At 59.9% G+C, this 24,588-nt stretch carries 23 protein-coding genes; 18 read left to right on the forward strand and 5 right to left on the reverse strand.

The features are described 5' to 3' along the window. From AGI3411_RS18680 to AGI3411_RS18735, 12 genes are read left to right on the forward strand one after another with little or no spacing between them, the layout of a single operon-like run. Positions 1–2,202 carry a pyocin knob domain-containing protein gene (locus AGI3411_RS18680; protein WP_129528836.1) on the forward strand — a complete coding sequence of 734 codons (2,202 nt, stop codon included), beginning with the start codon at positions 1–3 and terminating at the stop codon, positions 2,200–2,202. Between the two features lie 41 nt (positions 2,203–2,243). Continuing rightward, complete coding sequence (locus tag AGI3411_RS30270) at positions 2,244–2,633, forward strand: hypothetical protein (RefSeq protein ID WP_208748135.1); 390 nt, start codon at positions 2,244–2,246, stop codon at positions 2,631–2,633. Positions 2,634–2,644: 11 nt separating this feature from the next. Then, positions 2,645–3,373, forward strand: a complete 729-nt coding sequence (locus tag AGI3411_RS18690; RefSeq protein WP_129528837.1) for a phage minor tail protein L — start codon at positions 2,645–2,647, stop codon at positions 3,371–3,373. Positions 3,374–3,375: 2 nt separating this feature from the next. Beyond that, the gene (locus tag AGI3411_RS18695; protein WP_129528838.1) at positions 3,376–4,149 is read left to right on the forward strand and encodes a C40 family peptidase; all 774 of its coding nucleotides are present in this window, start codon (positions 3,376–3,378) and stop codon (positions 4,147–4,149) included. 3 nt (positions 4,150–4,152) lie between these two features. Further along, on the forward strand, positions 4,153–4,755 hold the full coding sequence (locus AGI3411_RS18700; protein ID WP_129528839.1) for a tail assembly protein: 603 nt from the start codon (positions 4,153–4,155) through the stop codon (positions 4,753–4,755). Continuing rightward, positions 4,752–8,138 (forward strand): TipJ family phage tail tip protein, encoded by a 3,387-nt coding sequence (locus AGI3411_RS18705; protein WP_129528840.1) that lies wholly within the window; start codon positions 4,752–4,754, stop codon positions 8,136–8,138. Before AGI3411_RS18700 ends, AGI3411_RS18705 begins: the two co-directional genes overlap by 4 nt. Continuing rightward, complete coding sequence (locus AGI3411_RS18710; protein WP_129528841.1) at positions 8,138–8,428, forward strand: hypothetical protein; 291 nt, start codon at positions 8,138–8,140, stop codon at positions 8,426–8,428. The genes AGI3411_RS18705 and AGI3411_RS18710 overlap by 1 nt, the downstream gene beginning before the upstream one ends. Next, positions 8,428–9,096: a hypothetical protein gene (locus AGI3411_RS18715; RefSeq protein ID WP_129528842.1), complete on the forward strand. Its 669-nt coding sequence runs from the start codon at positions 8,428–8,430 to the stop codon at positions 9,094–9,096. The genes AGI3411_RS18710 and AGI3411_RS18715 overlap by 1 nt, the downstream gene beginning before the upstream one ends. A 56-nt stretch (positions 9,097–9,152) precedes the next feature. Beyond that, a complete protein-coding gene (locus AGI3411_RS18720) occupies positions 9,153–9,500 on the forward strand; it encodes a putative holin (RefSeq protein ID WP_129528843.1) in 348 nt (115 codons plus the stop codon). A 1-nt stretch (position 9,501) separates the two neighbouring features. Continuing rightward, positions 9,502–9,801 (forward strand): phage holin family protein, encoded by a 300-nt coding sequence (locus tag AGI3411_RS18725; RefSeq protein ID WP_129528844.1) that lies wholly within the window; start codon positions 9,502–9,504, stop codon positions 9,799–9,801. Next, positions 9,798–10,346 (forward strand): hypothetical protein, encoded by a 549-nt coding sequence (locus AGI3411_RS18730; protein ID WP_129528845.1) that lies wholly within the window; start codon positions 9,798–9,800, stop codon positions 10,344–10,346. Before AGI3411_RS18725 ends, AGI3411_RS18730 begins: the two co-directional genes overlap by 4 nt. Beyond that, complete coding sequence (locus AGI3411_RS18735) at positions 10,330–10,596, forward strand: hypothetical protein (RefSeq protein WP_129528846.1); 267 nt, start codon at positions 10,330–10,332, stop codon at positions 10,594–10,596. The genes AGI3411_RS18730 and AGI3411_RS18735 overlap by 17 nt, the downstream gene beginning before the upstream one ends. A 194-nt stretch (positions 10,597–10,790) precedes the next feature. Here the strand turns inward: AGI3411_RS18735 and AGI3411_RS30580 are convergent, their stop codons facing one another. Both AGI3411_RS30580 and AGI3411_RS30150 read right to left on the reverse strand, forming a co-directional pair. Further along, positions 10,791–11,024: a CrpP-related protein gene (locus AGI3411_RS30580; protein WP_081955030.1), complete on the reverse strand. Its 234-nt coding sequence runs from the start codon at positions 11,022–11,024 to the stop codon at positions 10,791–10,793. 60 nt (positions 11,025–11,084) lie between these two features. Then, entirely contained in the window at positions 11,085–11,261 is a 177-nt protein-coding gene (locus AGI3411_RS30150; protein ID WP_156124276.1) for a hypothetical protein, read from the reverse strand. Between the two features lie 199 nt (positions 11,262–11,460). On the opposite strand from AGI3411_RS30150, the gene rz1 reads away from it, so the two are divergent. Beyond that, positions 11,461–11,598: a lysis system o-spanin lipoprotein Rz1 gene (gene rz1, locus AGI3411_RS30630; RefSeq protein WP_129528847.1), complete on the forward strand. Its 138-nt coding sequence runs from the start codon at positions 11,461–11,463 to the stop codon at positions 11,596–11,598. 2,233 nt (positions 11,599–13,831) lie between these two features. On the opposite strand, the gene AGI3411_RS30405 is transcribed toward rz1, so the two are convergent. Together AGI3411_RS30405 and AGI3411_RS30155 are read right to left on the reverse strand one after the other, a co-directional pair. Beyond that, positions 13,832–14,299, reverse strand: a complete 468-nt coding sequence (locus AGI3411_RS30405; RefSeq protein WP_081955043.1) for a hypothetical protein — start codon at positions 14,297–14,299, stop codon at positions 13,832–13,834. Between the two features lie 206 nt (positions 14,300–14,505). Then, positions 14,506–14,667: a hypothetical protein gene (locus AGI3411_RS30155; RefSeq protein WP_165359212.1), complete on the reverse strand. Its 162-nt coding sequence runs from the start codon at positions 14,665–14,667 to the stop codon at positions 14,506–14,508. Between the two features lie 152 nt (positions 14,668–14,819). Here AGI3411_RS30155 and AGI3411_RS18765 point away from each other — a divergent pair, with 152 nt between their 5' ends. The 3 genes from AGI3411_RS18765 to AGI3411_RS18780 all read left to right on the forward strand — a co-directional run bounded on the left by AGI3411_RS18765 (position 14,820) and on the right by AGI3411_RS18780 (position 18,443). Continuing rightward, positions 14,820–15,122, forward strand: a complete 303-nt coding sequence (locus AGI3411_RS18765) for a hypothetical protein (RefSeq protein ID WP_129528848.1) — start codon at positions 14,820–14,822, stop codon at positions 15,120–15,122. Positions 15,123–16,168: 1,046 nt separating this feature from the next. Then, positions 16,169–17,287 (forward strand): hypothetical protein, encoded by a 1,119-nt coding sequence (locus tag AGI3411_RS18775; protein WP_043544006.1) that lies wholly within the window; start codon positions 16,169–16,171, stop codon positions 17,285–17,287. 244 nt (positions 17,288–17,531) lie between these two features. Continuing rightward, positions 17,532–18,443: a hypothetical protein gene (locus AGI3411_RS18780; RefSeq protein ID WP_129528850.1), complete on the forward strand. Its 912-nt coding sequence runs from the start codon at positions 17,532–17,534 to the stop codon at positions 18,441–18,443. Between the two features lie 16 nt (positions 18,444–18,459). Here AGI3411_RS18780 and AGI3411_RS18785 read toward each other — a convergent pair whose 3' ends face one another. Continuing rightward, a complete protein-coding gene (locus tag AGI3411_RS18785) occupies positions 18,460–19,884 on the reverse strand; it encodes a tyrosine-type recombinase/integrase (protein WP_129528851.1) in 1,425 nt (474 codons plus the stop codon). A 567-nt stretch (positions 19,885–20,451) separates the two neighbouring features. Here AGI3411_RS18785 and AGI3411_RS18790 point away from each other — a divergent pair. Then, positions 20,452–22,665 (forward strand): AAA family ATPase, encoded by a 2,214-nt coding sequence (locus AGI3411_RS18790; protein WP_129528852.1) that lies wholly within the window; start codon positions 20,452–20,454, stop codon positions 22,663–22,665. Continuing rightward, positions 22,662–24,542, forward strand: coding sequence for a hypothetical protein (locus AGI3411_RS18795; protein ID WP_129528853.1), 1,881 nt, complete (start codon positions 22,662–22,664; stop codon positions 24,540–24,542). Before AGI3411_RS18790 ends, AGI3411_RS18795 begins: the two co-directional genes overlap by 4 nt. Positions 24,543–24,588: the final 46 nt, after the last annotated feature.

The raw sequence follows: 24,588 nt of genomic DNA on the forward strand, positions 1-24,588 counted from the left end.
ATGGCTACGATTCAAACGATAAATGTTGGCCTAGCGGCCAACGACAAGAAGGGCGATCCTCTGCGCGCTGCGATGCAGAAGGTGAATAGCAACTTCACTGCTCTCGCCAGTGCAATTGATGCAAGGTTCGCTCCTACGCTGATTCCTTCAGGCGAAAATCTGAACGCCTACATGACCGCAGGCGTGTTTCACCAAAATACGAATGCAGGTGCGGCAGCGGGCCAAAATTATCCAACGCCTTACGCTGGCCTTCTGCTGGTCTACACGTCCGCTGCGAGCTTCGTTTACCAGTTCTATACCCGGTTTCGCAGTGGGCCGGGCGGGGTCCAAGCGACCTACTGGCGTACCTTCTATAGCAGCGCTTGGACCGATTGGCAGGAAGTCGCCAAGAAGGCAGATCTGGATGCTCTCTCGGTAACTGTCGCGGCGGTTCAGACTGTGGCGCAGGCTGCGATCCCGCTGGTCCAAAAGGCCGCGGCGAACGGTGTGGCGTCCTTGGATGGCAGCGGGCGCCTTCCGCTCGCTCAGGCCCCGATTCTGACCGCCACGTCTCTGCCGACGACCGCGCATGACCTGAATGATTTTCAGACCCCTGGGTCGTACTGGCAGAACCAGTCGTCAGCAGCCACGCTTGCCAATAACTACCCTGTGGCCGGCGTTACTTGCTTTCTGGAGGTCACCAACTTCGGGTCTGCGACCAAGCAGGAAATCAGCACGCGGGTCAGCCCATACCGGAACTTCTGGCGCATCAAGACGGGCACGACCTCCTGGTCGGATTGGAAGGAGTCGGTGGACAACACCACCGGGCTTGCCTTCCAAGGTGGCATGCCGTCCAGCCCCGTACAGGACCTGAACACCTACACCCAGCGTGGGCAGTGGGCGATTGGCTCAAGCGCTATCGCGGCTTCGGGGCTCAATTTCCCCATCGGGCAGTCCGGGCAGCTGCTGGTCTTGTCGGCGGGATACCCCGGTGGCCCGGCTGCGGCCGGATGCAACCAGGTTTACCTGGTGGCGAACAGCAATCGCCTGTTCTTCCGTTCCCTGGTTCTGACCACTTGGACCCCCTGGGAAGAGGCGGTGCGCTCGTCCCTGCTTGGCGCAGCGAACGGGGTCGCGACGCTCGGCATGACCGGCAAGCTCGCACTGGATCAAGCCCCGAGTGTCCCCGCTAAGCTAGTGGAAGCCGGGACGAACGCCAACGACGTCATTGAGCCCGGTCCCTACTACCTCAACTCTGACGCCAACGCTACCGCAGCGCTGAACTGGCCTGAGCAGATTGCGGGGACTCTTATTGTGACTGTCGTTCCCTCTGGGAATATGCAGATCACCCAGGAGTACACGACCCGCAACGGTACAGGCGGAGTGCTGCGTACCTACAAGCGCGTGCGGTTCGGGACTTCCGGCACCTGGGGGCTGTGGCAGGAACTGGCCCGCTTCGCGGACGCCATGACGCATACGTTCCTGACGACCGCGACGGACGCTAACAGCCTGACGGCAGACAACACGTTCTACACATGGACCTTTTCCGGGGTTCTGGGTGCGAACTTTCCGTCATTCTCGACCGCTTGGGCCGCCGCCGGTTACATGCGCGTTTACTACGGTGCATCGACGCAGGTAAGCCAGGAGCTTACCTACCTCGTCACCGGACAGAAGCCGCGCACATTCATGCGCTTCGGAAATACGTCGACCGGTGTGTGGCAGCCTTGGAAATCAACGAGCGCTTGGCACACTTCGACTGGGCTGCCCACCTCGGACATGGGTGACATCTATGTGGACGGTATTGGGTGGTACAGCTTCAATGGATCTGCCTACGCACGTACCGACCTGTCGTTGACCACCATCGCCGACCTGAAAACGCGAGCTGGTGGCCTGGAAACGCGAGCTGACGGCCTAGAAACGCGAGCTGATGGCCTGGAAGCCTTGGTAATGGGCCGCGGCCAATCTTGGCAGACAGTGGCGCGCTCCCTGGGCGTGGCATACACGAATAGCACGGGTCGCCCCATCCTCGTCAGCATGCTGGGGGTTCAGCGTGGTGCATCGGGGAACGTATGGATCCAGGTCAATGGCCGCATTTTTTCGCGCACCGGACTGTACAACAGCATTGGGGCCAACATTCCTGCCTGGGCGTGTATCCCGCCTGGCAGTACCTACGAATACGCAGGTGTCGATGCTGACACCTTCACGTTCTACGAGTACCGCTAATGAAACATTACAGAGATTCTGCTGACGGCAGATACTGGTCGTTGGACGACGATCTGATTGTCACGGCGACCGAAGACGGGAACGTTTTTCACAATGCGCTGGGGCAGCATCAGCCGCAGATACCTCTCACATTGATTGAGATCGATGCGATCCCACCAAGCCAGCCCGTCCTTTTCGCGCCTGAAGTTGTGTCTCGCTTCCAGGGGCGGGAGGCCCTGTGGCAGACACCGCATGGTGATGGCACGCTCTTCGAAGCTGCGGAGGCCATCATCAACGGGCCGGAAACGCCGGCAATGTATCGGCGAGCATGGGCTGACTTGCAGGAGTTCCGGCGCGACAGCGAAATGTTGGCTGCCATTGCTCAACTGCTGGATTTGACCACCTCCGACCTAGACAACCTGTTCGTCTTGGCCGCGAGCATTTCGGCTTAAGGAGCAGTCTCATGGGTATCAATGCAGACGTTCAAAAGTTGGAGGTGGGTTCAGTCGTGGAGTTGTTCGAGCTTGATGCGAGCAACATCGGCGGAATCGTTCAGCGGTTTCACGGCTACAACCAAAGCAGCCCGATCTGGTGGAAAGGACAGCAATACGACCCTTGGGCAATCGAGGCTGAAGGGTTCGAGCAGACTGGGGAAGGCGAGCAGCCCACACCTACCTTGCGGGTGGGGAATATCGTCGAGCAGGAGGACGGTACCTCCCTGGTCGGCATCATCTCTGCGCTGTGCTTGGTACTGGACGACTTGGTGGGCGCACGTCTGGTGGTTCGCCGGACATTGGGGAAGTATCTGGATGCGCGGAATTTTCCAGAGGGAAACCCGACGGCGTCGCCCGATGAGCAGCTTCCGGACGAGATCTGGATCGTGCAGCAAAAGACTGCTGAGACGCGCGAGTTTGTGGAGTTCGAACTTTCGAGCGCATTGGATTTCAGTGGCCAGATGCTGCCGGGTCGTCAGATCATCGCTGGCGTGTGTGGCTGGCTGACTAAGGGTGGCTACCGTGGCACGTACTGCGGTTACACCGGCTCGCGGATGTTTGATATCCAAGGAAATCCGGTGTCAGACCCGACGCTAGACCGGTGCTCGGGCTTGATTTCCGATTGCAAGAAGCGCTTCGGCGAGTACGAAGTGATCAATTTCGGTGGATTTCCTTCCGCCGACCGCATCAGAGGATAACCATGCGCAAGCAGACATTGGCTGCCATCCGGGCTCACGCGGTGGCCGAGTATCCGCGCGAATGTTGCGGTCTCGTCGTCGTGGTCGATGCGAAAGAAAGGTATTGGCCGTGCCGCAACTTGGCCACGGGGACCGCGCACTTCGTGATGGCGCCGGAGGATTACGCCGAAGCTGAGGAGGCGGGCAGAATCTCGGCAATTGTTCATTCACATCCTGACATGCCTGCCACGCCGAGCGAGGCTGATCGCGTGGCTTGTGAAGCGACTGGATTGCCCTGGTTCATCGTCACCGTCTCCCAGAATGGCGTTGGTGCTGTGGAGGCCGGAGAAGTTCGTGGTTTCGCGCCGGAAGGGTATGTTGCGCCGTTGCTTGGTCGTCCCTTCGCACACGGTGTACTGGACTGCTACAGCCTGATTCGGGATGGGTACGCGCGGGAGATGGGAATCGTGCTTCCGAACTTCCGCCGAGATGATGGTTGGTGGGAGCCCGGGAGGGCTGGGGACTTGTACATGGACCACTATGCCGAAGCTGGATTTCGGCCCCTGGCGGCCGGCGAGGACATGCAATTTGGAGACGTGGTGCTGATGCAGATTTGCTCGGATCGCGTCAATCACTCTGGCATGTTCATTGGCGCACGGCCACTGAGGGAAGCACCCGATATTTTCCCCGTGCCTGACGCCATGCTCCACCACCTGTATGGGCGTGATTCCGAACGGGTCGTGTACGGCGGCTATTGGCGCGAGGCGACCCGCCTCGTGGTGCGCTATCAAGGATAGGTGATGAGCGAGAAATTGCGGGAGATCCGGCTTTATGGCTGGCTAGGAGCCCAGTTTGGCCGCACGCATTGTCTGGCGGTAGAAAGCACGGCGGAGGCGATTCGGGCGCTTTGCGTCGTCTTGCCAGGCTTCGAACAGGCCCTAGCTAGCAGCGAAGAGAAGGGGGTGCGTTATGCCTGCTTTCTCGGCAAGAGGAATATTGGGGAGGATGAGATGCGTTCCCCGCCGGGAGGTGATGCCATCCGAATTGCGCCCATTCCTGCCGGCGCGAAGAACGGTGGTCTATTCCAGACCATTCTCGGGGCGGCCCTGGTTGCCGTTTCATTCATTATTCCCCCGGCGGGGGCGTTTGGCGTGGCGGCGCTGTCCGCCGGCACTGTAGGCGCCCTGGGGGTTTCGCTTGCAATTGGAGGAGTTGTGCAATTGACCTCTCCCCAGCAACAGGGCCTGAGCGCGAAGGATGGCCCGGAGAACGGCGCCTCGTACAACTTCAATGGCCCCGTGAATACTTCCGCGCAGGGGAACCCTGTGCCTATCCTGTACGGCAGGATGATAGTCGGTAGCGCCGTGATCTCGGCGGGAATCTATGCAGAGGATCAGGTATGACGTTGCAGGGCTATCGAGCCATCAGGGCGCCTTCGGGCGCCCTTTTTATTTCTGGGGCGGCGCGGGGGACGGAGCTACCGATAGTTGGTCACGGCGGAGGGAAAAGCGGGGGAGGCGGTCGTTCTCCCAAAGAGTCCCCCGATAGCCTGCACGGCACGGCTTATGCACGAATTATTGACCTGATTTCGGAAGGGGAGGTGTTTGGCCCAGCACACGGGCCGAATGAGGCTCTGCGCGATGTGTATTTGGCCGGTACGCCAGTGGCGAACCCGGATGGATCGCTGAACGTTCCGGATATCGAAATTGACTTTCGCCCTGGCACCCAGACCCAGGACCCTCTTCCGGGATTCCCTGCTTCGGAAAGCACGGTCGCCGTGAACGCCGAGTTGAGGGCTGCATCGCCTTGGGTTCAGGCCATTACAAACCTGCAACTGTCAGCGGTGCGCGTGAATCTTGGCTTCGATGGCCTTAGTCAGGCCAGCGAAAGCAAGGGTATTGGGGGGTACCGCATTGAGTACCGCATTGAGGTCAGCACTGATGGCGGCGCTTATCAGCTTGCGTTGGCCGGAGCAGTAGATGGAAAGACGACGCAGCACTATCCGCGGTCACATCGCATAGATCTGCCAAGGGCGCGGCAGGGCTGGTCCATCCGTGTGATTCGGATTACCCCAAATGCCAGTAGCAGCACGATTGCGGATCGAATGTTCATAGATTCGTACGCGGAGGTGATCGACGCCAAGTTGCGCTATCCGATGTCTGCCGTCGTCGGCATCAAGGTAGATGCATCGCGGTTCCAGAGCATTCCGACCAGGGCGTATGACTGGAAAGGGCGCATCATCCGCGTCCCGTCGAACTATGACCCGAATTCCCGCGCTTACGTCGGCACGTGGGACGGAACTTTCAAGCTGGCATGGACGGATAACCCGGCTTGGATTTTCTTCGACCTGGTCACTAACGACCGCTATGGCTTGGGGGAGCGAATTCCCGCGGGCTGGATGGACAAGTGGGGCCTGTATCAAATCGGTCGCTATTGCGACGAACTGGTGCCTGATGGCTTTGGTGGGCAGGAACCTCGCTTCACCTGCAACTGCTATCTCCAGTCCTCCGCCGACGCCTACCGCGTCGTCCAGGATCTAGCGTCTGTGTTCCGCGGGATGGCGTATTGGGCGAGCGGATCAGTGGTCGCGGTGGCTGATATGCCCGGGGACCCCGTCTATACCTTCACGGCCGCGAATGTCATTGACGGCCGGTTCAACTACGCTGGATCTGCGTTGAACACGCGGCATACGGTCGCGCTCGTTTCCTGGAACGACCTCTCTGACATGGGGCGGCAGAAGGTCGAATACGTCGAGGACAGAGAGGCCCTGGCGCGGTACGGGCTGAAGAAGACCGAGGTGAGCGCCTTCGGGTGTACGTCTCGCGGTCAAGCGAATCGCGTAGGAAAGTGGTTGCTGCTCACGTCGCGTATGGAGACGCGATCGGTGTCTTTCTCCGTGGGGCTAGATTCCTGCCGCGTTCGTCCGGGTAGCATTATCCGCGTGGCCGATCAGAACCTTGCGGGCCGGCGTATTGGTGGGCGCATCCGTAGTGCAACAGCAACGACGATTACTGTCGACGCCGAGCTCGGCGTGCGTCCCGGCGATCGTCTGACGATAAATCTCCCCAGTGGTGTTTCGGAGACGCGCATCATTAGTACCGCGGTGGGGCAGGGGCTCACGGTGGACATGACCACGTTCACTGTCGATTCCACTGAACTTACTGCGGATATGGTTGGCCTGCCTGGAACCGTGCTGGTTCTGACCGTGACGGCGCCATATTCAGAAGTTCCAGAGGAAGAGTGCGTCTGGACGCTCGAGTCCGAGGCACTGTCGGCTCAGCGGTTTCGCGTGCTGCGAGTGCGGCGGGTCGGCGGATTGCGGGCCGATATCTCGGCCATTCAGCACGAGCCTGGGAAGTTCGACAACGTGGACTTCGGTACGCGACTGGACCCGCCGCCCGTCACGGTGATCCCCCCCAGTGTTCAGCCTCCGCCTTCGGAGGTGACGATCACATCCTATCCGGTGATCAGCCAGGGGTTCGCCAGCCACACGGCTGTGTTCTCGTGGAAGCGAGCGGAGAGCGCTGTCGCATACGATGTGCAGTGGCGTCGTGATAATTCGGAATGGGTAAACCTGCCTCGGACAGGCTCCACGAGCGTCGAGGTGCCCAACATCTACGCCGGAGCATTTCTCTGCCGCGTGCGGGCCGTGAATGCTATGGACGTCGCGTCCATCTGGGCCTCCTCGGCACAGACGCAGTTGGACGGCATTCTCGCCCCTCCGCCCACCGTTACAAGTCTGACGGCAACGTCTCTGGTGTTTGGGATCCGCCTGAAATGGGGGTTCCCGGCTGCGCCATCGATCATTGAGCGGACGGAGATCTGGTACGGCGCGTCATCTTCTTTCGCTTCCGCCCAAAAGCTTGGGGATTATGCGTTTCCGCAGGACAGCGCCACCCTGATGGGTTTGTCCGCCGGCGCTCGCCTGTACTTCTGGGCGATCCTCCGCGATCGCAACGGCGTGGCTGGAGTGCGCTACCCGGCCGGGATTGGTGTTTTGGGCCAAGCCAGTTCAGATGCGGGCGAGATCCTTGAATACCTGAAGGGAAAGATCACCCAGACGCAGTTGGCACAGGATGTACTCGCGCCGATGGAGAAAATTCCGGCTCTGGAAACTCGCATCTCGGAGGAGGAGACCATACGGCAGGCACAGAATTCCGCCATGGCGCAGTCGATCCAACAGGTAAGCGCGAAGGTGGAATCGGAGTCGGCCGTTGTGCAACAGAAGCTGGAGGCATTGGCCGATGCCGACGGAGCGCTGGGCCGAAGGGTCGACACCGTGCAGGCTGCCGCGGATGATGCCTTTGCCGCGGTAGAGGAGACGAGCGAGGCTATCGCCAAGACCAACGGTGACCTGGCTGCGATGTGGAGCATCAAGACGCAGACTACTGCGGGGGGGAAGACGTACATCGCGGGCATTGGTGTCGGCGTCGAAAACACCGGCGGAGTGGTTGAGTCGCAGGTGATCGTTGCGGCAGACAAGTTCGCCGTGATCCATCCCAACGGAGCACAGGTGACCTTGCCGTTCGTGATCGTTGGCGGCCAGGTGTTCATGGATGATCTGCTCGTCCGGAATGCTTCTATTGGTGCGGCCAAGTTCAAGGACTTCTTGGACTCCGACGCGACCGGATACGCAGGGCGGCCGCTGTTGCGGTTGAATTTCCGTACCGGCGCTGCCGAATTTAACGGCCAAAGCTCGGATGGATCGCGTACCGAGATTAACAACCGGGGTATGCGGTACTACTACCCCAATGGCGTGCTTGGCGCGCGCTTCGGAGGTGGCTGATGGCGATTGCACCGCTTCAGGTGTGGGATAGCCAGGGGCGCATGCTCATAAACTTCAGCACGCGCATCGCCCGCCAGCTTGGAGTCGTTTGGACGGGCACGAGCGACGGTGGGGTGTATCTCCCGGAACTTGCGACCGCGGATGGTTGGATTGCCGTGCAGGCGCTGGGGGATTATGGGTTCAACAATGCGCCGATGATCAGCCGCGTAGGTGGGGCGATCTCCTGGCGCTTTGTCCCTGGTCATCCTAACGGGCGCGTGAACGCCAAGATTCTTTACGGGGTGCGTTGATGGCTGATGCTGCAGTAGTCCTCTACAACGAAGCGGGAAACCTCATCGTTGATAGCCGGAACGTGAACATGTTCCTACGGTATTCCGGAATTGCTGGCGGAGCGGATCGGTTCGCGAACATCGTGGTGAATTGCATCGACCCGGTGCTGTTCTTTCGGCCGATCTCCGAATACGGCGGCGTGGAAGCGATGTTCCGCAGTGGCAACGAGGTGACCTATCGATTCCGGGGGCAATGCGAGTACTACATTTTTGATCGCCCCTGGAAAACAGGCGGACCGATCGATATCTGGGCGCAGGATGGGACGCATATCTTCATGAGCACGGCGCGACCCATGAACGTGCTGCAAACCATCGATCTTCCCAATTACTTCGACGCCTATCGCCAGGCGTATCGGGATGGTTGGACCTATGCCGGCCTGCCCACGTCCAAGTACGCGTACAACGTGTCCTTCACTCGCCAGGGGTATGACTGCATGCCCATGGCGGGCGGGGGATGGTCGGCCTGGCTTTGCAACGAGCGGATCTATTCAACGGCGAACGGGCTCCGCGTCAGCTTTCCCGAGTACGGCATGCGGTTTCTGAGCTGGGCGCCGCTCTTCAGCAATGTGTTCATGAGCTACGCGGGGGCTTGCCCCGTTTCATTTATCGACGTTACCGGATGGCTATGACGGCCGATGGACAGCTGCCCGCCGAGCGCGGGCCTTTTTTTGGGGAGTGCAGATAGATGGCAGAACCTGCAAGCACGGGTGTTGTGGCGGTGGCGGCCGCGGGCGTGACACTCGCCGGCCTGCTGCCGGGAATTGACGGCAATGCTCTCATCGGGGCGTTTGCCGGGGCATCGCTCTTTGTGGTGTCGCGCAAGGAAGGTGGCCTGCTGTCGCGCGGCATCTACTGGGCCATTTCGTTCGTGATCGGCTATCTGGCCGCACCGGATGTTGTGGCGCTGACGCCGATCAAGGAAACCGCCATCGCGGCGTTCGGTGCTGCGGCGTTGGTCGTGACTATCGCCCTGGCGGCAATCGAGCGCATCAAGACGTTCGACTTCACCGTGATCTTCAAGAAGGGGAGCTGAAATGCAACCTGCCGAAATGATCAGCATGGGCCACCAGCATCTGGTGGCCCTTTTGTTTGTAGTGGCGAATTTCGCTTCCGCGGTGCGGCTCCTGCTGTATCGCCGGAAGGGCGCCCGGTTCCGCCGCGGGATGTCCTGGCTGGCCTATCTGCTCATCGTGGGCACGGGCGGCCAGGCCCTGGACTTGCTCGTGCGGCATGAGCCTGTGACGGTGTGGCAGGCGGTGGTGGCGGTCTTGATCGCCGTGTTGGTGTATCGCGCCCAGGGGAATGTGGCGTGCATTGTGAGGATCAATCCATGACGCTGAAAGAGATTATCGCCGGGGCGATCAACCCGGCGCTGGCGCTGCTGCCGGCCAAGATGGACACGGCTGCGGCGCGGGTCCAGCTCCTGGCCATCGGACTGCAGGAATCCGAATTCGAACATCGGCGCCAGTTGGTGGGGAGTCCGCCGCGGCCGGTCGGGCCTGCCAAGAGCTTCTGGCAGGCCGAGCAGGGCGGCGGGATGGTCCGCGGCGTTCGGCTGCACACCGCCACTCGCGCCGCAGCTGCGCATCTGTACGAGGCCCGGGGCGTACCCGCGCGGGACGCGGCGATCTGGGATGCCATCGAGTTTGACGACGTGCTGGCGGCTGGCCTGGCGCGGTTGCTGCTCTGGAGCGATCCGGGCCCGCTGCCCAGGGTTGGCGACGCCGAGGGTGCCTGGAGGCTGTACCTCCGCACCTGGCGGCCCGGCGCGTACGCGCGCGGTACGGCGGCCCAGCGGGCAGGCCTGCGCAAGAAATGGGCCAGCAATTACGTCCAGGCCCTGGAAGAGATAGGGGGCGGCCATGTTGGCGTGGCTTGAACGTATCAAAGGCTGGCTCTTACTGGTCGGCCTGGCGCTGGTGACGCTGGCCAGCGTCTTCTATCGGGGGCGCGCGACGGGGCGCCAGGCGGAGAGGCAAGAGCGGCAGGATCAGATCAACGAACAGGCGGCCCAGGCCCGCCAGGAGGTGCGCGATGTGCAGGACCACGTGGCCCGTCAAAATGATGGTGCTGTCGTTGCTGATCTCAAGTCTCGCTGGGTGCGCGGCCCTGGTTCGGGTGGGCGTTGAGTATTGCGACCATGCCCGGCCGATCTACTTTGATTCGGAGACTCAGGTCGATCAGACACCGGCGGCGATTAGACGCGAAGTGCTGGAAGGGAACGAGACTTGGCGCCGCCTGTGTAGTGGGAGGTAAGTCCCTACGATATGTTCGAGACAGCGCTTTTCCAGGAGGCCGACTCATCGGGCGAGGAGTGTGCTGGTCAGTGCAAACGGCGCATGGCGCATAGGGCAGCTGCACGTTCAGCCTTAGCCCGGCGGTTGTCAGTCTCGGCTTGCCAGCCCTGCTCCCAGGCGTCGACCTTTTGTTTCCATGTCGAGATGGATTCACCAGTGTAGCTGGGCAACGCCCTCGCACGAAAGTATGGGCAATCGAACAAAGTCAAACCATCCCACGCCGCCTGTGCTCCAAGCTCTTGGATGTCGTCGCGCGGCATTGGCCGTCCTTCAAAAGTACATTTGGGGGGATTCTCATTCTCGCGTCCTCGCTGCGTGACTTAGTGCTGACCGGCCGGAGGAGTCTTTTTGTCGTTTTGGCCTGCCTGAGTAGCCTTGCGGGCTGCATCTTCCTTCTGTTGCTGGCTTTGCTGCTCGGCTTGCTTTTGGGTGCGGGTGCCTTGGTCGGGCTGCGTGGATGAATTGGATGATGCATGTTGACGAACGGTCGAAGACATTTTGCTCACCTTTACAGTTGATGTGACGAAGATGCCACCCGTCCAACGTACGCCGGTCTGATGACATTCCCTAGGCTTCAATTGAAACAAGCTCTGTTGAGCCCGGGGCCGGAACATGATGAGGGCGGCGCAGTGCGCAAGTTGAAGATAACTCCCTGCGGGCTGACGTTGATGCCCAGGCGCCGACGGCTGCACGTCCGTGCCATCTAGCCCGCCGTCCGCGGTGGAGTGCCAGAAGCCCGAGCCGCCGCCAGCGTGGTTAACGGAGCCGGCGTCGAACTTGATGCCGCTGCTTAGTCGGATTTCTTCGCCCTCCGGGCGGGAATTCGACGGCTAACGGCGCAGCTGGAGGCTTGTCAAATTCGTTGAAGACCGGGTGACGCATAGTGCGGTTCCGGCACGGCGCTTGCTGCACAAAATTCACATCGTTGGGAGGGATGCCATGACGGGCGACGAATTTGTTTCTAAGATGATCCTTTTGCCCCGTCTGGAAAAATTGGAATTTGGTGACTGGGCAGATGTTTTGGACGCGTATGCGGAGATTCTGGTCCGTATTGAGGGGAGGCTAAGTACCAGTGAAACTGCGGATTTAATGGGCGTAGGAGCGGAGTTCTATCGCACACTGGCCCGGTGTGAAGACTATAGGCGGTATGCAATTCCCCTCAGATGAAAGAAAGGCGCCCCTAAGATGGAGAGCCTTTTTTGGTGTTGCAGAGAATTATGCCCTCTTAGGGCCGGTCGAGCTTCGGCGCCAGCTCGTCGTGCATCGCTTTTCAACTTCCGATTTCCATCCGTCCTCCCAAGCTTCCACCTTGGTTCGCCACTCCCACGGGCGTTCCCCTGTATGGCGCGGGCATGGCCCGCGCACGGAGGAATGGGCAATCGAGCAACGTTAAACCAACTTGCGCCGAAAGCGCGCCGAGCTTCTGGATGTCCATTTTCATGGTAGTACCCTCCAAAAGTTGCGAGCCTTCAGTATGCAATTCAGGCTACGCCATGCGCAATAGTGTATTCGTACAGAGATGTAGGTATTTTTTTCTAGGCCATCGAGTGTCCGTGCCACAGTTTCAGGCCTGACGAAATAAGGTGTCGCAGCTCGAAGGTGGGACGCCAGGCGGGAGATGCCGATCAGTGTTTTCGGTGGGTGTGTTGCAGCAGGTTAACTAGGTGGCCATAGCCCGGACGGCGGCTCACCTGCCTCATGTGCTGGTGTAGCTCCTCTTCAGCCGACTGGACTTGCACCCTTCCGGCTGGCCTAACAAGCGTGGCGTATGGATCTTGCAGTTTGTCCTTCCATTCTGCCGATTTTTCACCTCGCAAAAAGGGGGAGTGTGGGTCGTACTTGCCCATAGCCATCTCCTAAGTGATTGGTGAAAGCGAGCGTCAAGAAAGGTCTCCCGAATGAAAATCCCACTGCGCCCTCGAGCGCGATTTCAAACCCTTCCGCGCCCGCCACATTGGCGACTCATCTGCACTACCCCTTTCACAAGGAAGAAGGCAGCGGACGCTGCACCAAAGCACATTGTCAGCACCAAGAAAATGCGTGGCGCAAAGCAGGGAAACGGCGTTAACTTTCACTTTCAGGCCGCTTGTGCGCGACGGCGATACCTACGGTTCCATCGGGCATACGGTATTTGCCGCCGGATAGCCACGTAACGAGGTCTCCGGTTGGCAAGGTACAGACATAGTGTGTGACAGGCTTGCCATCTGCGCTGCGGTTGCTTACGAGCCTTCGCTCAACACGGCAGGTAGAACGATCCGGCATTTTGACAATGACATCCGATAGTCGAGGTCCCGGCGCCATAATGCATTCCTCCAGAAGCCAATCCTCTGAGGCCAATTCGGCCAACGTAGATGGGCGAATCAGAAGTGTCGTCAGTGCGTACGGCTATCTATTTATCACATGTCGTGTCACGACACAATTATCCTTGCCGCCCACAAGTAGCTGGCTCGGGTGCTGCGCATCGTTCGCAACTCAAATGTATCGTCCGATACCAATGGTGAGGGTTGACTTCTCGGATTTCCCCGAAGCAAGGTTGAGAATTGGACTGTAAATTCTTGTCGATTTGTGCGGCCTCTGTCGGCCTAATGTCTCGGCGAACAATCCGCTTGCGAGGCACCCGATGAAAAGTCAAATTTGCTTTGCCTGGGAGTTCTCCTGGGCTCAGTCACTCTGTCTATGCCGGTGGTGGCTGATCCTTGGAAAGACGAATCCGGTCATGGGCGCCCCTACTATGGTGGCCACTACGAAGGCGGAGACCATAAGCAGGAGTATTGGGATGGAAACTGCAAGGTCGAGCGCAAGTGGAAGGGCAATGGCGATTACAAAGAAGAACGAAAATGCAAGGGGCCTCGGTACTATGGGCGCCCCGATGTTGCGTACCCAGCCTACCCGCAATCGGGAATCTCTGTTGAGCCTGGGATCATCATCCAGGGGACGGCGGTGATCCGCTAGGTCGTGCCAACGATCTTTGTAAGACGGCCGTGTAGCTAAGCCATTACTCCCCGTTCCGTTTCATCCACCATATCGTAGTAGGACTTCCGACAATCTCCTCAAAGCCCGAGACCAGTTAGCTGCGAATTGGATCAAGTGCTAGCCTATTGCGCGTCAACTTCATCGAGACGTCGGCGTGCGTACCGCGATCCAGATCGGTTCCTGGCCCTGCCGTACACTCGGGTAGGTCAAGCAGTTCCCCCGCAACCTCTCCTGCTTCAATTCGACGAGTGATGTCGTCGAGCAGGAGCGTGCGCGAAGCGAACCCTCGGCCCGTGAGGCCTCGTGCGAACAGGCGGTAGGCCAAATTGGGCTCGGCCCCTTTCATGACGCCGAGGTCAAAAATCCTGCCTTGTTCATTCCGAAGGAAGAGGTGTCCGGGCCGAGCGTAGATTCTGTACACCCGCCAAGGCGACAAGGTCACTGAGTGCGGAATCGGCTGACGTTCTCGGCGGCCATCTTGATGATGGAAAGATGCCGTGGGTGGGAGGATCTTTCTGCAAGCGGTGATGACGCGCGCAAATGATGTACTGACAAGCTTCATCATGATGTAACGGCCTAAAGGAATCGAAGCGCGGCGTAGCCACGAGATAGTAGCGTACAGATGTGGTGGATCGGGATCGGTACACGACAACGCTGGCTCTCGCAACCACGCGACGAGTCAGCGTCTACTCACAAACTTTCCAGCCTCCATCAGCAGCTAGCCAGCTGCGTTTTTGTGGTAGGAATAGGCTGAAAGTGTGTGACTCGCTACTGTGGGGTACGTTGCTTCAGCGGGTCGTTCTGCGCTTGCTTGCGAGCCGCCTCGTCTTTTTGTTCCTGGCTTTGCTGCTCTTGCTGTTTGTTGGGTTGGTCACCCTGGCCAGGTTGGGTGGGAGGGCCTGCAGCGCTGAAGCGGGTAGGGAATGTCATGATGTTTACCTTTTTGGTTGCCGTGGCGAGTGCCACATACCTACAGTACGCCCTGCAGTAGCTCTGACCTAAGACTAAATTGAAACAGGGCTAAGTCGTGGAGTGGTGCTAGGCCTACAATAATTTCGTGCAATCCTGTCGGAGGCCGCGCCATGTCACAGACAACGGGTACTAAAGCGCTGGAACGCTGGGACGATGAGGGAGGCTCGCAATTGGTTTCGCTAGCCCAGTCGTTCGCCATCGAGGAATTTGAGGTGTCGGAGCGCCGAATACTCGCCTTTCTAGGGGCATCGGTATTGAGCCTATGGGACGAACTCCCAGCTGATGCGCGGCAGCGGGTATTGAATCGCGAGGTCGCTCAAGCAGCATTCGACAGGTCTGCACTCAAGGCGAGGATCGCACGCATTGCCGGGGAAGATCCTCTTTCGGGAGAGAAGCATGACTCGCGATCCTGAGGACTCGGACATTGAGCGCTGGCTTAATGAAGGTGGCGTGCGACTGCCCACGTCAGTTGACATGTTAGATGCAGGGAGACTTGACGAAGGCGAGCGGCGGGTCATCGCTTGCCTCGGGGCCGCAACCTTGAGCATCTGGCACGAAATGCCGGCTGAAATTCGGAGGAAGGTGCTACAGAGCGCCCTTAGCGCGGCTACCTATGACGCGGCATTGCTAAAAGAAGAGGTTGCGTTGTTCCTAAGGAGAGGCCAAAACTCTTAATAAAAACGGGACGTGCGCGTACAAAGAGTGTGTCTTCACGGTATCCGCCTTGTTCAAGCAGCTGAGAGATTTGACGACCGCGAGGTTTAATTTGCTCGTCGTCCCAATTAATTGTCAGGCGATTGAGAACTTTTCGGTCGATACCACACATTCGCGCCCAGCCACTTTCCGTCAAGTATGGGATGCCGTATCCAGGACTCCCATTTCGACCCCATCAATTTCAGCCTGGGCTTCGACCTTAAATAGGGGGTGCTGCGCCTTCAACGTACCCCGGGACTGGTCCGCCATAACAACCTCCTAAGCCTTTGATCTAAAGAAACTGTGGGGTGGGCCTAAGCCCGTGCAGATTGGGCCACTTCACCCAGTTACTAAAAATTCCCAGCCTTTCAGTATGTGCGAAGCGGATAAGGTCTGTGGACTCTGTCAAAGGTTGGTTCAGCTAGCCTATTGCTACGACCGCGCCCACTGCCCCACCTCATCGTCCCGGAGCCTGGCGCCAGTCTGGACGAAAACGCCCAACCCGTGAGGGGGCTGGGGCGAATGACGTGCAGCCAGCCGGCGTCGGAGTTGCAGGAGTTCAAAATGTAACACTATGAAAAGGTGGGCCAAGCCTGCTTCTTGAGCGCGGCTAGTGGATGCACATCGGCCCTCCAGTTGGGAGTGCCTGCATAGGGCCGGCCTGCCGGTAGACGTCACAAGGAAGCTAGAGTGGCGCCGCGCCGGTGGCTTTGATGTAGGCTTAGTCTTCGCATGAAATGCCGCCGTCATATGGATCGGAGCTGACATGAGGGTATTGACCTACGGCTGGGCCCAATCAATTGAAACGTTGTTAGAGCCGGAGCAGGAAACGTTGGCTCGGCTGATAGCGGCGGAGGCTCGCGTCCCACCATACATCCGTGATGAGCGCAAAGCCGTCCATGTCGCCTTGAAAGAACTACAAGAATATCTTCAAGCGCGCGCCAATGAATTGCTCGAGGCTCAAGCTGTTCATTTGAATGAGGGAAAGAAAAAGCGTAATTCACAAGGCCCCTCCCTTGTGCTCGGCCATACCTGGAAAGCCGCGATACGTGAAGGGCTGCTGCTATTTCCGAAACACAAGGCGCATGCACTGCGGGTCACGCTTCGCGGGTGGGAACGGGCGCTGAATCTCGCTGACGATTTGTTTACCATGGCCTCGCTTCGCGGCTATGAGCCTGTGCCGTGGAAAATGTGGGACAAGACTTTTAAGATTCGCGCGGTGGAGGCTGAGCTTGACCTAAGGATTATGGAGAAGCTGGCGCGAGTCCAGGACGATGGCGAGGGTTCGGCGACGGGGACACCTTACGAAAACTACTTCACAACTACCCGCTCACTGTCGATTTATCTCAACCGCGCCGGCGGGGAAGTCGAGGTGGTCGAAAAGGAAGGGGTACCTCTTGAAGACCAGCTGGAGGAGCTATTTGATCAGATTCCCCGCGAGCTCGTACTCGATCTCGCGCAGAATCGAAAGTGGCAACGAGACAAGGAAGCAGACGCCGAAGCACGTCAAGCAGAGTTAGAGCTGAAGCGGCTGAAGGATGCAGAGGCCGCTAGGCGAAGCAGGTTGGAAGACGAAGCGCAGAATTGGCACCGTGCGATCATGATTCGGCAGTACGCTGAAGAGATAGAGCGGGCCATGCTTCCCGATATGGGTGATGCAGCGAAAGAGTGGGTTAAGTGGGCGCGTACGGTTGCTGATGAGGTCGACCCAACCTCAAAGCGTTGCAATCAACTCAGGCATACGGCAGGGATGACGTCCCCAGATGGCAAGGAGGATGCCAGTGCGTCGAACAATACAGCGCGCGGAGCTATACGACAGGGTATGGAAAGTCCCGATTTCGAAGCTTTGCCAAGAGTATGGCCTCTCAGACAATGGACTGCGTAAAGTTTGCCGCAGGTTGGGCGTGCCTGTACCAGAAAGAGGGTACTGGGCAAAGCAGGCCGTTGGAAAGGCGCGTGCGCGGCCGAAGCTTCCTGCTTTGGCAGGAAAGCCCGCTTCAGAGACCGTGACCACTAGGGATGAGACCGCACCATCTCGTGCTATGAGGTCCGAGACGAAGGCGATTCTGGAAAGGGACCTAGTATTCGAGAAGGATTCAAGCAATCGCGTGGATGCCCATGATCTGCCTATGCATAAAGCAATATTGTCTGTGCAACAGCGACTCGTTCGACGGGTGAAGGAGTGGCAGAAGGCTCGTAAAGATCACGAGGCGGCCCTGCGAAGATCTGAGAATAGGCCTTGGGAGCCGAATTGGTCCGCGTTGAACTCCGGGCTGAGGTGGCCGGATTTTGAGGAAAAGGGCGGCTACCTGTTCTTAAAGAACGAGCCATGCGTGGCAAGGGTGACCGAAAAACAGATAGGCCGCGCGGTGGCAATTTTGAACGCAGTCGCGCATGCGGCTTCCAGCCGCGGGTATACGTTCTTGGTGCCAGAGGCTAAGGCAGGAGCTTTAACTCTAAGACGAAGAGGTGTCGATACGCTCTTGCGATTGACCGAGCATGCAACGGTCAAGGAGGTAAAGGATAAAAGCATCTTCTATGCGCACCTGGGCGGTATACGGAAAGAGCCTCATCCGACGGGGAAATTACGGATTCATTTCAGGATATCGACACGCCCTGAGAAGTTCGTGTCCGATGAAGACGGGCCGCTGGAAGAGCAGTTAAACGACATTTTCGCCAGACTCGCTAAGGCCGAAGCTGCATATGCTGAACATCTTCATCGCGAGGCCATCCAAGAGAAATTGCGCGAGGAGGCGCAAGTTCGATGGATTGAAAGGCAGCAACAGTTGGAGCAGGAGCGGAAGGCACAGCAGCTCATCGAGACGCAGTTGCAGCGGGAAAAAGAGGAGAGGGAAAACTTCTTGCGGGACCTATGCGCAGAAGCTGACGCTTGGCGGAAGTCGCAATCAGTGGAGTGTTATTTGAGACATCTTCGCGAGGCATCGGGGAATTCGGCTTCAAGCGAGTTGAGAGAATGGCTCTCTCGGGCGGAAGAAGCTATGAGAGAGCTTGATCCCACCACTCGGCGCCTTGGTAGTTGAGAGTTTTGGCAGGCGACTACAAAGCGGGTCCTGCGGAAAGCGCCGTTTCCAAAGCTGAGCCGAGCGCCTTCCAAGCCTCGCGCATTTGGCTCGAGTGATCGCTGTGTAGATAGTGCCGTCGAATTTTGGCGCTGCCCGTATGAATGACATGGTTCTGGCAAAGGTCGATAACCTTGTCTTCAATTCCGATTGTCTCCATTAGAGTGGCTCCTGTCCGGCGCAGATCGTGCGCAGTCCAGTTTCCGTTTCGTCCACTCGCGAGAACAAGACTGTTGTCGTTGCGCCGCCCCTTCAGGGCTTTGCGGTTCATGAACATCACCTGACGGTCGCCTATCTGCTTGCCCACAGTCGATTCTGATACGTGCCCCTCTGCTTGCTTGGCTGGGAAGCACCAAATTCCTTTGCCGGTCTTTTCATACAAGCGCTCAAATTGCATTTTCGCGAATGGCGACAGAAACACTGTGAGCGCGCGCTGCCCGGCTTTTGTCTTCTTGACGTTTTCTTTGGGTATATACCAAGTGCCCACGGCCAGGTCGACATGTTCCCAACGGGCCTTGAGCGTTTCGCCGATGCGGGAAAGTGTGGAGAGGCAGATCCATACCGCCACCTGGGTTTCAAGTGCGATAGGACGTATGGCGCGCCGCCTATCCTCGGCGGTGGCGTACTCACACTCCATGCGCTCGAAGATTGCCTGCAACTCTCGGATCTCGTCCAGGCTTAGAACGCGGTCGCGTATGTTCGCCAAGTCGTAGTCCTTCTCCACTATCTTGGGGATCTCGATGAGGTCTGTAGGATTGCCCTCTATGAGTAGGGCTCGCCAGGGCTTTCTTTTTTCGCCCCAGACCAGCATTTGTCGTATGGCGGTAAAGACCACTACAGCAAGCCTGTTCGCTCCTCGCGCCACAATCAGCCTCAGCAGCGCTCTGATGCCGTGCTCATCCAGATTCCGCAGCGCTGTGGTTCCGATATGTGGCAACACGTCCTTCTGAAAAACGCGCTTGAGTTCTGCATTGTCGTCCGAGCGCCGCACACCGTCGGTGATCCAGGCGTCATAGAGGTCCTTCACTGTAAGGTCATCAGCTTGACGTCGATCTTCTTCGGCGAGGGTTGCTTCAATCTGACGCTGAGCCTCAATCCGAACAACCCGCTTTTGATCGCTTGGATTCACTCCGGTCCTGACCCATTCACGGGCTTGGTCGCGAGTTACGCGGATCTGATCCAGCGATAGGCTTGGCCATGTGCCGCAATAGTGGCGCTTCGTCTTGCCCTCCCACTTATAGGCGTACCTCCAAGCTACGGAGGTTTTTGCGCCGTGCTGTCGAACCTCTCCCTGCAGGCCGTCACCGTCGGCCAACGTGTCGCCTTTCCAGGAAGGTGGGATAGCTTCTAGTTCCTTGACGGTCCAGCGGAAGCCTTTACCTCGTTTCGGATATCTGTTCATCAGCAGAGGGTCGCAAGTCGATTTCTATGGGGCAACTCATGGGGCAACTTTTCGCCGGCTGGTAGCGTACAGTAGCGAACGGTAGCGAACAAGTCGATCCTGGGAAATACTTAAAATTCAATGGCTTATATGTTCGTTGCCGTCCGCTGCCGTTCGTGATTAATTAATTTGGGAGCAGAGGGTCGCGAGTTCGAATCCCGCCGCCCCGACCAATTCGCATCAAGGGCTTACAGAGGTTTTCTCTGTAAGCCCTTTTGCTTTTGCGCGGGCAGTTCTCGCTTGATGCCGGGCGCCGCCGTGGCGCGATCGCTCAGTACTTCCGGCACATTTTTCCTTTCGTCACATTCAATTTTCAGATGTAATACGGGCCTCGCATGATGTCCCGCCGGGCTGCCCGGTCTGGCGGCGCGTCTGCCTGACAGTTTTTTCAAGGGCCACCGGGGAGTTGTGTTGGGTCGAATAACGGATTGGATTCAGGGCGATGGCAAGCTGCCGGCGAGCAACCCGCCCGCTGGCCGGCCGTCGGCGCCGGCGCCGGCAGCGGAGTCTGCGGCGGCATCGCCGCCCGTGGACCGGTCCAGTCCGCAGCGCGCGCCTCGCGGCCACGCGGAACTGTTGCGCCGGGTGTCTTCCAAACCCAGGAGCAAGCCGGCGCCATCGGTTCCGGTACCCGAGATGCCGCCGGTGGCGGCCAAGGCGCATCCGCCGGCAGCCGAACCGCCGGCGCGGGCGCCTGAGACCCCCGCGCCCGCCAGCGCCGAATCCATCCAACCGCTGGATGTTCCGCGCGCCGCGGCTCCCGCTGCCGCGCCCGCGGTGGCGGCTCCTGGAACGCCTCGCGCGATTTCACAGCACCTGATGGCGCGCCTGCGCCGCAATCCGCTGCCGGGCCTGTCACGCTCGCCGGACGATCCGGACTCGGTCAACGACGCCGATGAGCCCATGGATCCCAACACCCAGGATGTCTGGGAGTTTTTCGTCATGCCGGTGGCGCAGCAGATCCAGCAGCGTCTGCAGGCCAACGCCTTGCTGCCGGTATTCATCGTCGAGAATCCGTTTCCGCGCTACGCCAAGAACCTGCGCAGCGCGCTGGCCAATCTTTGCCCGGCACTGAACACCTATCAGCTGGATACGCGCGTCACGGCAGATTTCCAGGATCTGGTGATACGCATGGCGGAGCAGCGCGCTTTCGGCATGATCCTGTTCTGCACGTCGCGCAACCAGCTGCCGCGCGAGTTTCTTTCGCTGGTGCGCAGCGACGGTTATCTCAGCATCCCGCTGATGAATGCCGAGCGGCTCGCCGATTACGCCGGCCACCGCTTTCCCGGGGCCGATCCGAGCGCGATCACGCCCGCCTGGGCGCTGGCCATCGGGCCGCAGGAGCTGCTTTGCGTCAATACGCTCAAGGCCGAGCGCGACTGGCTCACCGGCCTGCGGCAGCTTGCCGACCAGCGTACCCAGGTGCAGTCGGCCGGCGCCTCCATCCGCCTCGATGACCTGCATGGCGTGGAGAGCGCCAAGCGCTGGGCCCGGCAGTTGTTCAACGACCTGCGGCTGGCGATGCGGGGCGAGATCCAGTGGAAGGAAGTGGACCGGGGCGCGCTGTTCGCGGGCCCGCCGGGGACCGGCAAAACCACGCTTGCGCGGGCGATCGCCCTGGACTGCGGCATTCCGTTCACGGCGGTGGCGCCCGCCAAGGACTGGATGATCGGAAACGGGCTCGACGAGTGCATTCAGCTGATGTCCGCCACCTTTGCGGCCGCGCGTCAGCAGGCGCCCAGCATCCTGTTCGTGGACGAGATCGACACGCTGGGCAACCGGGACAGTTTCCAGGGGCAGAATGCCTCGTGGAACACCGCTTTCCTGAATGCGCTGCTCAGCGAGCTGGATGGCTTCGACGACAGAAGCCAGGTGATCGTGATCGGCGCGACCAACTATGCCGACAATGTCGACCCGGCGTTGCGGCGGGCGGGCCGCCTGGACAGGGTGATTCCGATCAGCCGTCCGGACGTTGCTGCGCTGCAGGCTATTTACCTGGCCAAGCTCAAGCCTTATGCCCACGCGATTTCGCCCGAAGCGCTGAGAAGCTGCGCCAGCCTGTCACTGGGCCTGACCGGCGCCGATGTCGAACTGCTTGTGCGGGGCGCGCGCCGGCGTGCGCGCATGGACGGAAACCGGGCCATCACTGCAGATGACCTGCAAGGCGAGATTTTCCGCATTCCGCCCCAGGCGGTCCGCAATCCGCTGCATGGCCCGCAGCTGGCCCGGACGGCGTACCACGAGGCCGGCCATGCCGTCGTCGCGCTGGCGTTGCCCAGCCTGCGGGAACACCTGCAGCTGGCGTCGGTCGTTGCCGATGACCAGGGGGCGCTGGGCTTCGTCGGCATCAAGAACGCCGACCACAACCAGACCCGCGCCGAATTGCTGGACCGGATCTGCATGGTGCTTGCGGGCCGTGCCGCCGAAGCCCTGATCTTCGGCGAGGACGAGGTGAGCACAGGCGCCGGCGGCTATGGTTCCCACAACGACCTGGCGGTGGCGCGCCGGCTCGCCGAGGCCGCGCTTGGCGTATATGGCTTCAGCGCGGCGCATCCCAATTGGCACACAACCCAGCCGGACGAGGCAGAGATGAAAGCGCTCGTTGCCGCGCAGTACGGCCGGGCGAGGGCGTTGCTGGACGACCAGCGCGCGCTGCTTGTCGCGGTGAGCGAGAAATTGCAGGCCGAGCACGTGCTGGACAGGTTCGCGCTGCTGGCGCTGCTTGAGGACAAGGCCGAATGAGCCGCGACATTGCCGACGGCGCCACTCCCGTGACGAAGTGGCTCGATGAACTGGCCGATTGGTACCGGGGCATCGCCGAGAACAGCCATTACCAGGAAAAGGTCTACTGCTATTTCGACTTGGCCTCGGACAAGCCGGATTTGAAGTTTTCCGTTGTGCTCGAACCGACCCCGGCCGCGGGAGACAAGGCCGCGGACGGCGAACCGCCTGCAAAAGAAGAGCGGTCTCCGGCGGAGAACACGACCAAGCGGGCCGCCGAACTGCCAGCGACCATCGAGCGGTCCAATCTCAAGAATCTCCTGCCCACCCGGGCCGAAGCGCGAGGGCGTGTCGCGCTGCGTGCGCTGCCTGCCGCGGTCCGCGCCCCGCAAAACGAGGCCAAGAGCGCAACGCCGGACGGCAACAAGGCGCTACGCATGCCGCAGGAGGCGGGCGGCGCCACGGTCAGTGACTTCAAGAGCACCGCGGCCCGCAGCTTCTCGATCAACAATACGCCGGTCGATTACGCCTTCCACATGGCCAGCAGCTCCGCGTTGAACGAAGACCTGCTCAAACTGCTGGTGCGTTCGCCTCCGCCGGCCAATTCGCCCAACTGCATTTCGCTGGCGGTGAGCCTGTCTTCCGAAACCAGGCAGGATCCGTGCCTGCAGACGGATGCCGGACGTTACGGCATCTTGCTGCGCGCGGCGCTCGTGGCCAAGGTCGCGGGCAGCAAGGGCAATCTGGCCTTGTACATCAACCGCCTGGAAGACCTGCGCGAGATGTTCGGCAAGGCCGAAGAACTACCCATTTCCGCCATCAAGCGGGCCCGCCTGATGCGTTCATTGTGGGACCTGCTTGAAGACGTGCGCGAGAAGGCGCCCGTGATTCCCGGCGCGTTGCGGCAGCTGCCCACGGAGCTGCGCCCGGCGCTGACGGGTTCGCCGCGCGTCAGGCTGCGCGATCTGGGCGACCTGGCCTGGTATCGCTGGAACCTGACCCTCCCGGTATGGATCAGCAAGCACGTGGCCCGGCTCACGAAGCTGGGGCATCTGCTGGCCTACGCGGCATTCGCGTCGCTGTTGCTCCTGTCCCTGCATTCCGCGCTGGCGCCCGTCGATGGCGCCTTCGCCGATTGGCTCGCGCATATCGCGGCATGGCGCAGCCGCGCGCTGCCCGACGGCGCCACCCTGGCCATGGCCTTCGCGGCGGCGGCGGGCGTCCTCTATGCCTTGACGACGCAACGGCTGACCATGCCCGAAAGGGTCGCCTTGTCCATTAACGACAAGATCGAGGGCGTCCTGGACAGCGCGATCGCCGACCTGATGAAGGCGAATATGGATGTCCAGATCGGCCGTCTGGGGCGCGGCGAGCCGCCAGGCCTCATTCCGGAAAGCGTCGCGCGCAAGCTGGACGAAGCCTTTGCCCTCAAGGAGCTCGTCAACAGCTACGAGAGCACCGTGCGCGCCCGCCTGCGCCATGTCGCCCACGAAGTGCGGAAGGCCCAGAACATCCGCCTGGAAAGCCACCAGCGGGTGCGCAATGCCGCCCTGGGCGTCACGGCAAGCTTCGTGCTGCTGGAGATCGGCAGCCGCATCCAGGATCATCGCGACCTGCAGGCCGGCACCGATTCCATGTCATACGCCTACTGGCTGCATCGCCAGGACGGCGCTGCCGCCGCCGGCAGCCCGCATGCCGTGGCGGCGCCGTCCGCCATCCTGGACTGCGCGCGCACCGAGATCGTCCAGCAAAAGCCGTCCAGCCCCGAGTGCCTGGATCAATGGCGCGAGAGCTCGTTGGCTTCGTCGTCCCAATTGCTGTTTCTGGTATTTTTGATTGCCTTGCTGATGTTCGTGGTTCGCGTTATGCGCCGCGGCGGCAATCAGGATGCGTCCTGAACGACGCCTAATTTTTCATCATTATTCACTCAACGGAGTTTTCATC

This window comes from Achromobacter agilis, assembly GCF_900496965.1.
GTDB classification, from domain to species: Bacteria; Pseudomonadota; Gammaproteobacteria; order Burkholderiales; family Burkholderiaceae_B; genus Achromobacter; species Achromobacter agilis.

What these genes read in the sequence shown, in the direction of transcription:
- AGI3411_RS30580 (WP_081955030.1), bottom strand. Translation starts at nt 11,024, where the DNA reads ATGCCGCGCGACGACATCCAAGAGCTTGGAGCACAGGCGGCGTGGGAT.
- AGI3411_RS30150 (WP_156124276.1), bottom strand. Translation starts at nt 11,261, where the DNA reads ATGTCTTCGACCGTTCGTCAACATGCATCATCCAATTCATCCACGCAG.
- AGI3411_RS18795 (WP_129528853.1), top strand. Translation starts at nt 22,662, where the DNA reads ATGAGCCGCGACATTGCCGACGGCGCCACTCCCGTGACGAAGTGGCTC.
- AGI3411_RS18725 (WP_129528844.1), top strand. Translation starts at nt 9,502, where the DNA reads ATGCAACCTGCCGAAATGATCAGCATGGGCCACCAGCATCTGGTGGCC.
- AGI3411_RS18735 (WP_129528846.1), top strand. Translation starts at nt 10,330, where the DNA reads ATGTTGGCGTGGCTTGAACGTATCAAAGGCTGGCTCTTACTGGTCGGC.
- AGI3411_RS30155 (WP_165359212.1), bottom strand. Translation starts at nt 14,667, where the DNA reads ATGACATTCCCTACCCGCTTCAGCGCTGCAGGCCCTCCCACCCAACCT.
- AGI3411_RS18695 (WP_129528838.1), top strand. Translation starts at nt 3,376, where the DNA reads ATGCGCAAGCAGACATTGGCTGCCATCCGGGCTCACGCGGTGGCCGAG.
- AGI3411_RS18730 (WP_129528845.1), top strand. Translation starts at nt 9,798, where the DNA reads ATGACGCTGAAAGAGATTATCGCCGGGGCGATCAACCCGGCGCTGGCG.
- AGI3411_RS18710 (WP_129528841.1), top strand. Translation starts at nt 8,138, where the DNA reads ATGGCGATTGCACCGCTTCAGGTGTGGGATAGCCAGGGGCGCATGCTC.
- AGI3411_RS30405 (WP_081955043.1), bottom strand. Translation starts at nt 14,299, where the DNA reads ATGAAGCTTGTCAGTACATCATTTGCGCGCGTCATCACCGCTTGCAGA.
- AGI3411_RS18775 (WP_043544006.1), top strand. Translation starts at nt 16,169, where the DNA reads ATGAGGGTATTGACCTACGGCTGGGCCCAATCAATTGAAACGTTGTTA.
- AGI3411_RS18705 (WP_129528840.1), top strand. Translation starts at nt 4,752, where the DNA reads ATGACGTTGCAGGGCTATCGAGCCATCAGGGCGCCTTCGGGCGCCCTT.
- AGI3411_RS18715 (WP_129528842.1), top strand. Translation starts at nt 8,428, where the DNA reads ATGGCTGATGCTGCAGTAGTCCTCTACAACGAAGCGGGAAACCTCATC.
- AGI3411_RS18780 (WP_129528850.1), top strand. Translation starts at nt 17,532, where the DNA reads ATGCATAAAGCAATATTGTCTGTGCAACAGCGACTCGTTCGACGGGTG.
- AGI3411_RS18785 (WP_129528851.1), bottom strand. Translation starts at nt 19,884, where the DNA reads ATGAACAGATATCCGAAACGAGGTAAAGGCTTCCGCTGGACCGTCAAG.
- AGI3411_RS18720 (WP_129528843.1), top strand. Translation starts at nt 9,153, where the DNA reads ATGGCAGAACCTGCAAGCACGGGTGTTGTGGCGGTGGCGGCCGCGGGC.
- AGI3411_RS18690 (WP_129528837.1), top strand. Translation starts at nt 2,645, where the DNA reads ATGGGTATCAATGCAGACGTTCAAAAGTTGGAGGTGGGTTCAGTCGTG.
- AGI3411_RS18765 (WP_129528848.1), top strand. Translation starts at nt 14,820, where the DNA reads ATGTCACAGACAACGGGTACTAAAGCGCTGGAACGCTGGGACGATGAG.
- AGI3411_RS18680 (WP_129528836.1), top strand. Translation starts at nt 1, where the DNA reads ATGGCTACGATTCAAACGATAAATGTTGGCCTAGCGGCCAACGACAAG.
- AGI3411_RS18700 (WP_129528839.1), top strand. Translation starts at nt 4,153, where the DNA reads ATGAGCGAGAAATTGCGGGAGATCCGGCTTTATGGCTGGCTAGGAGCC.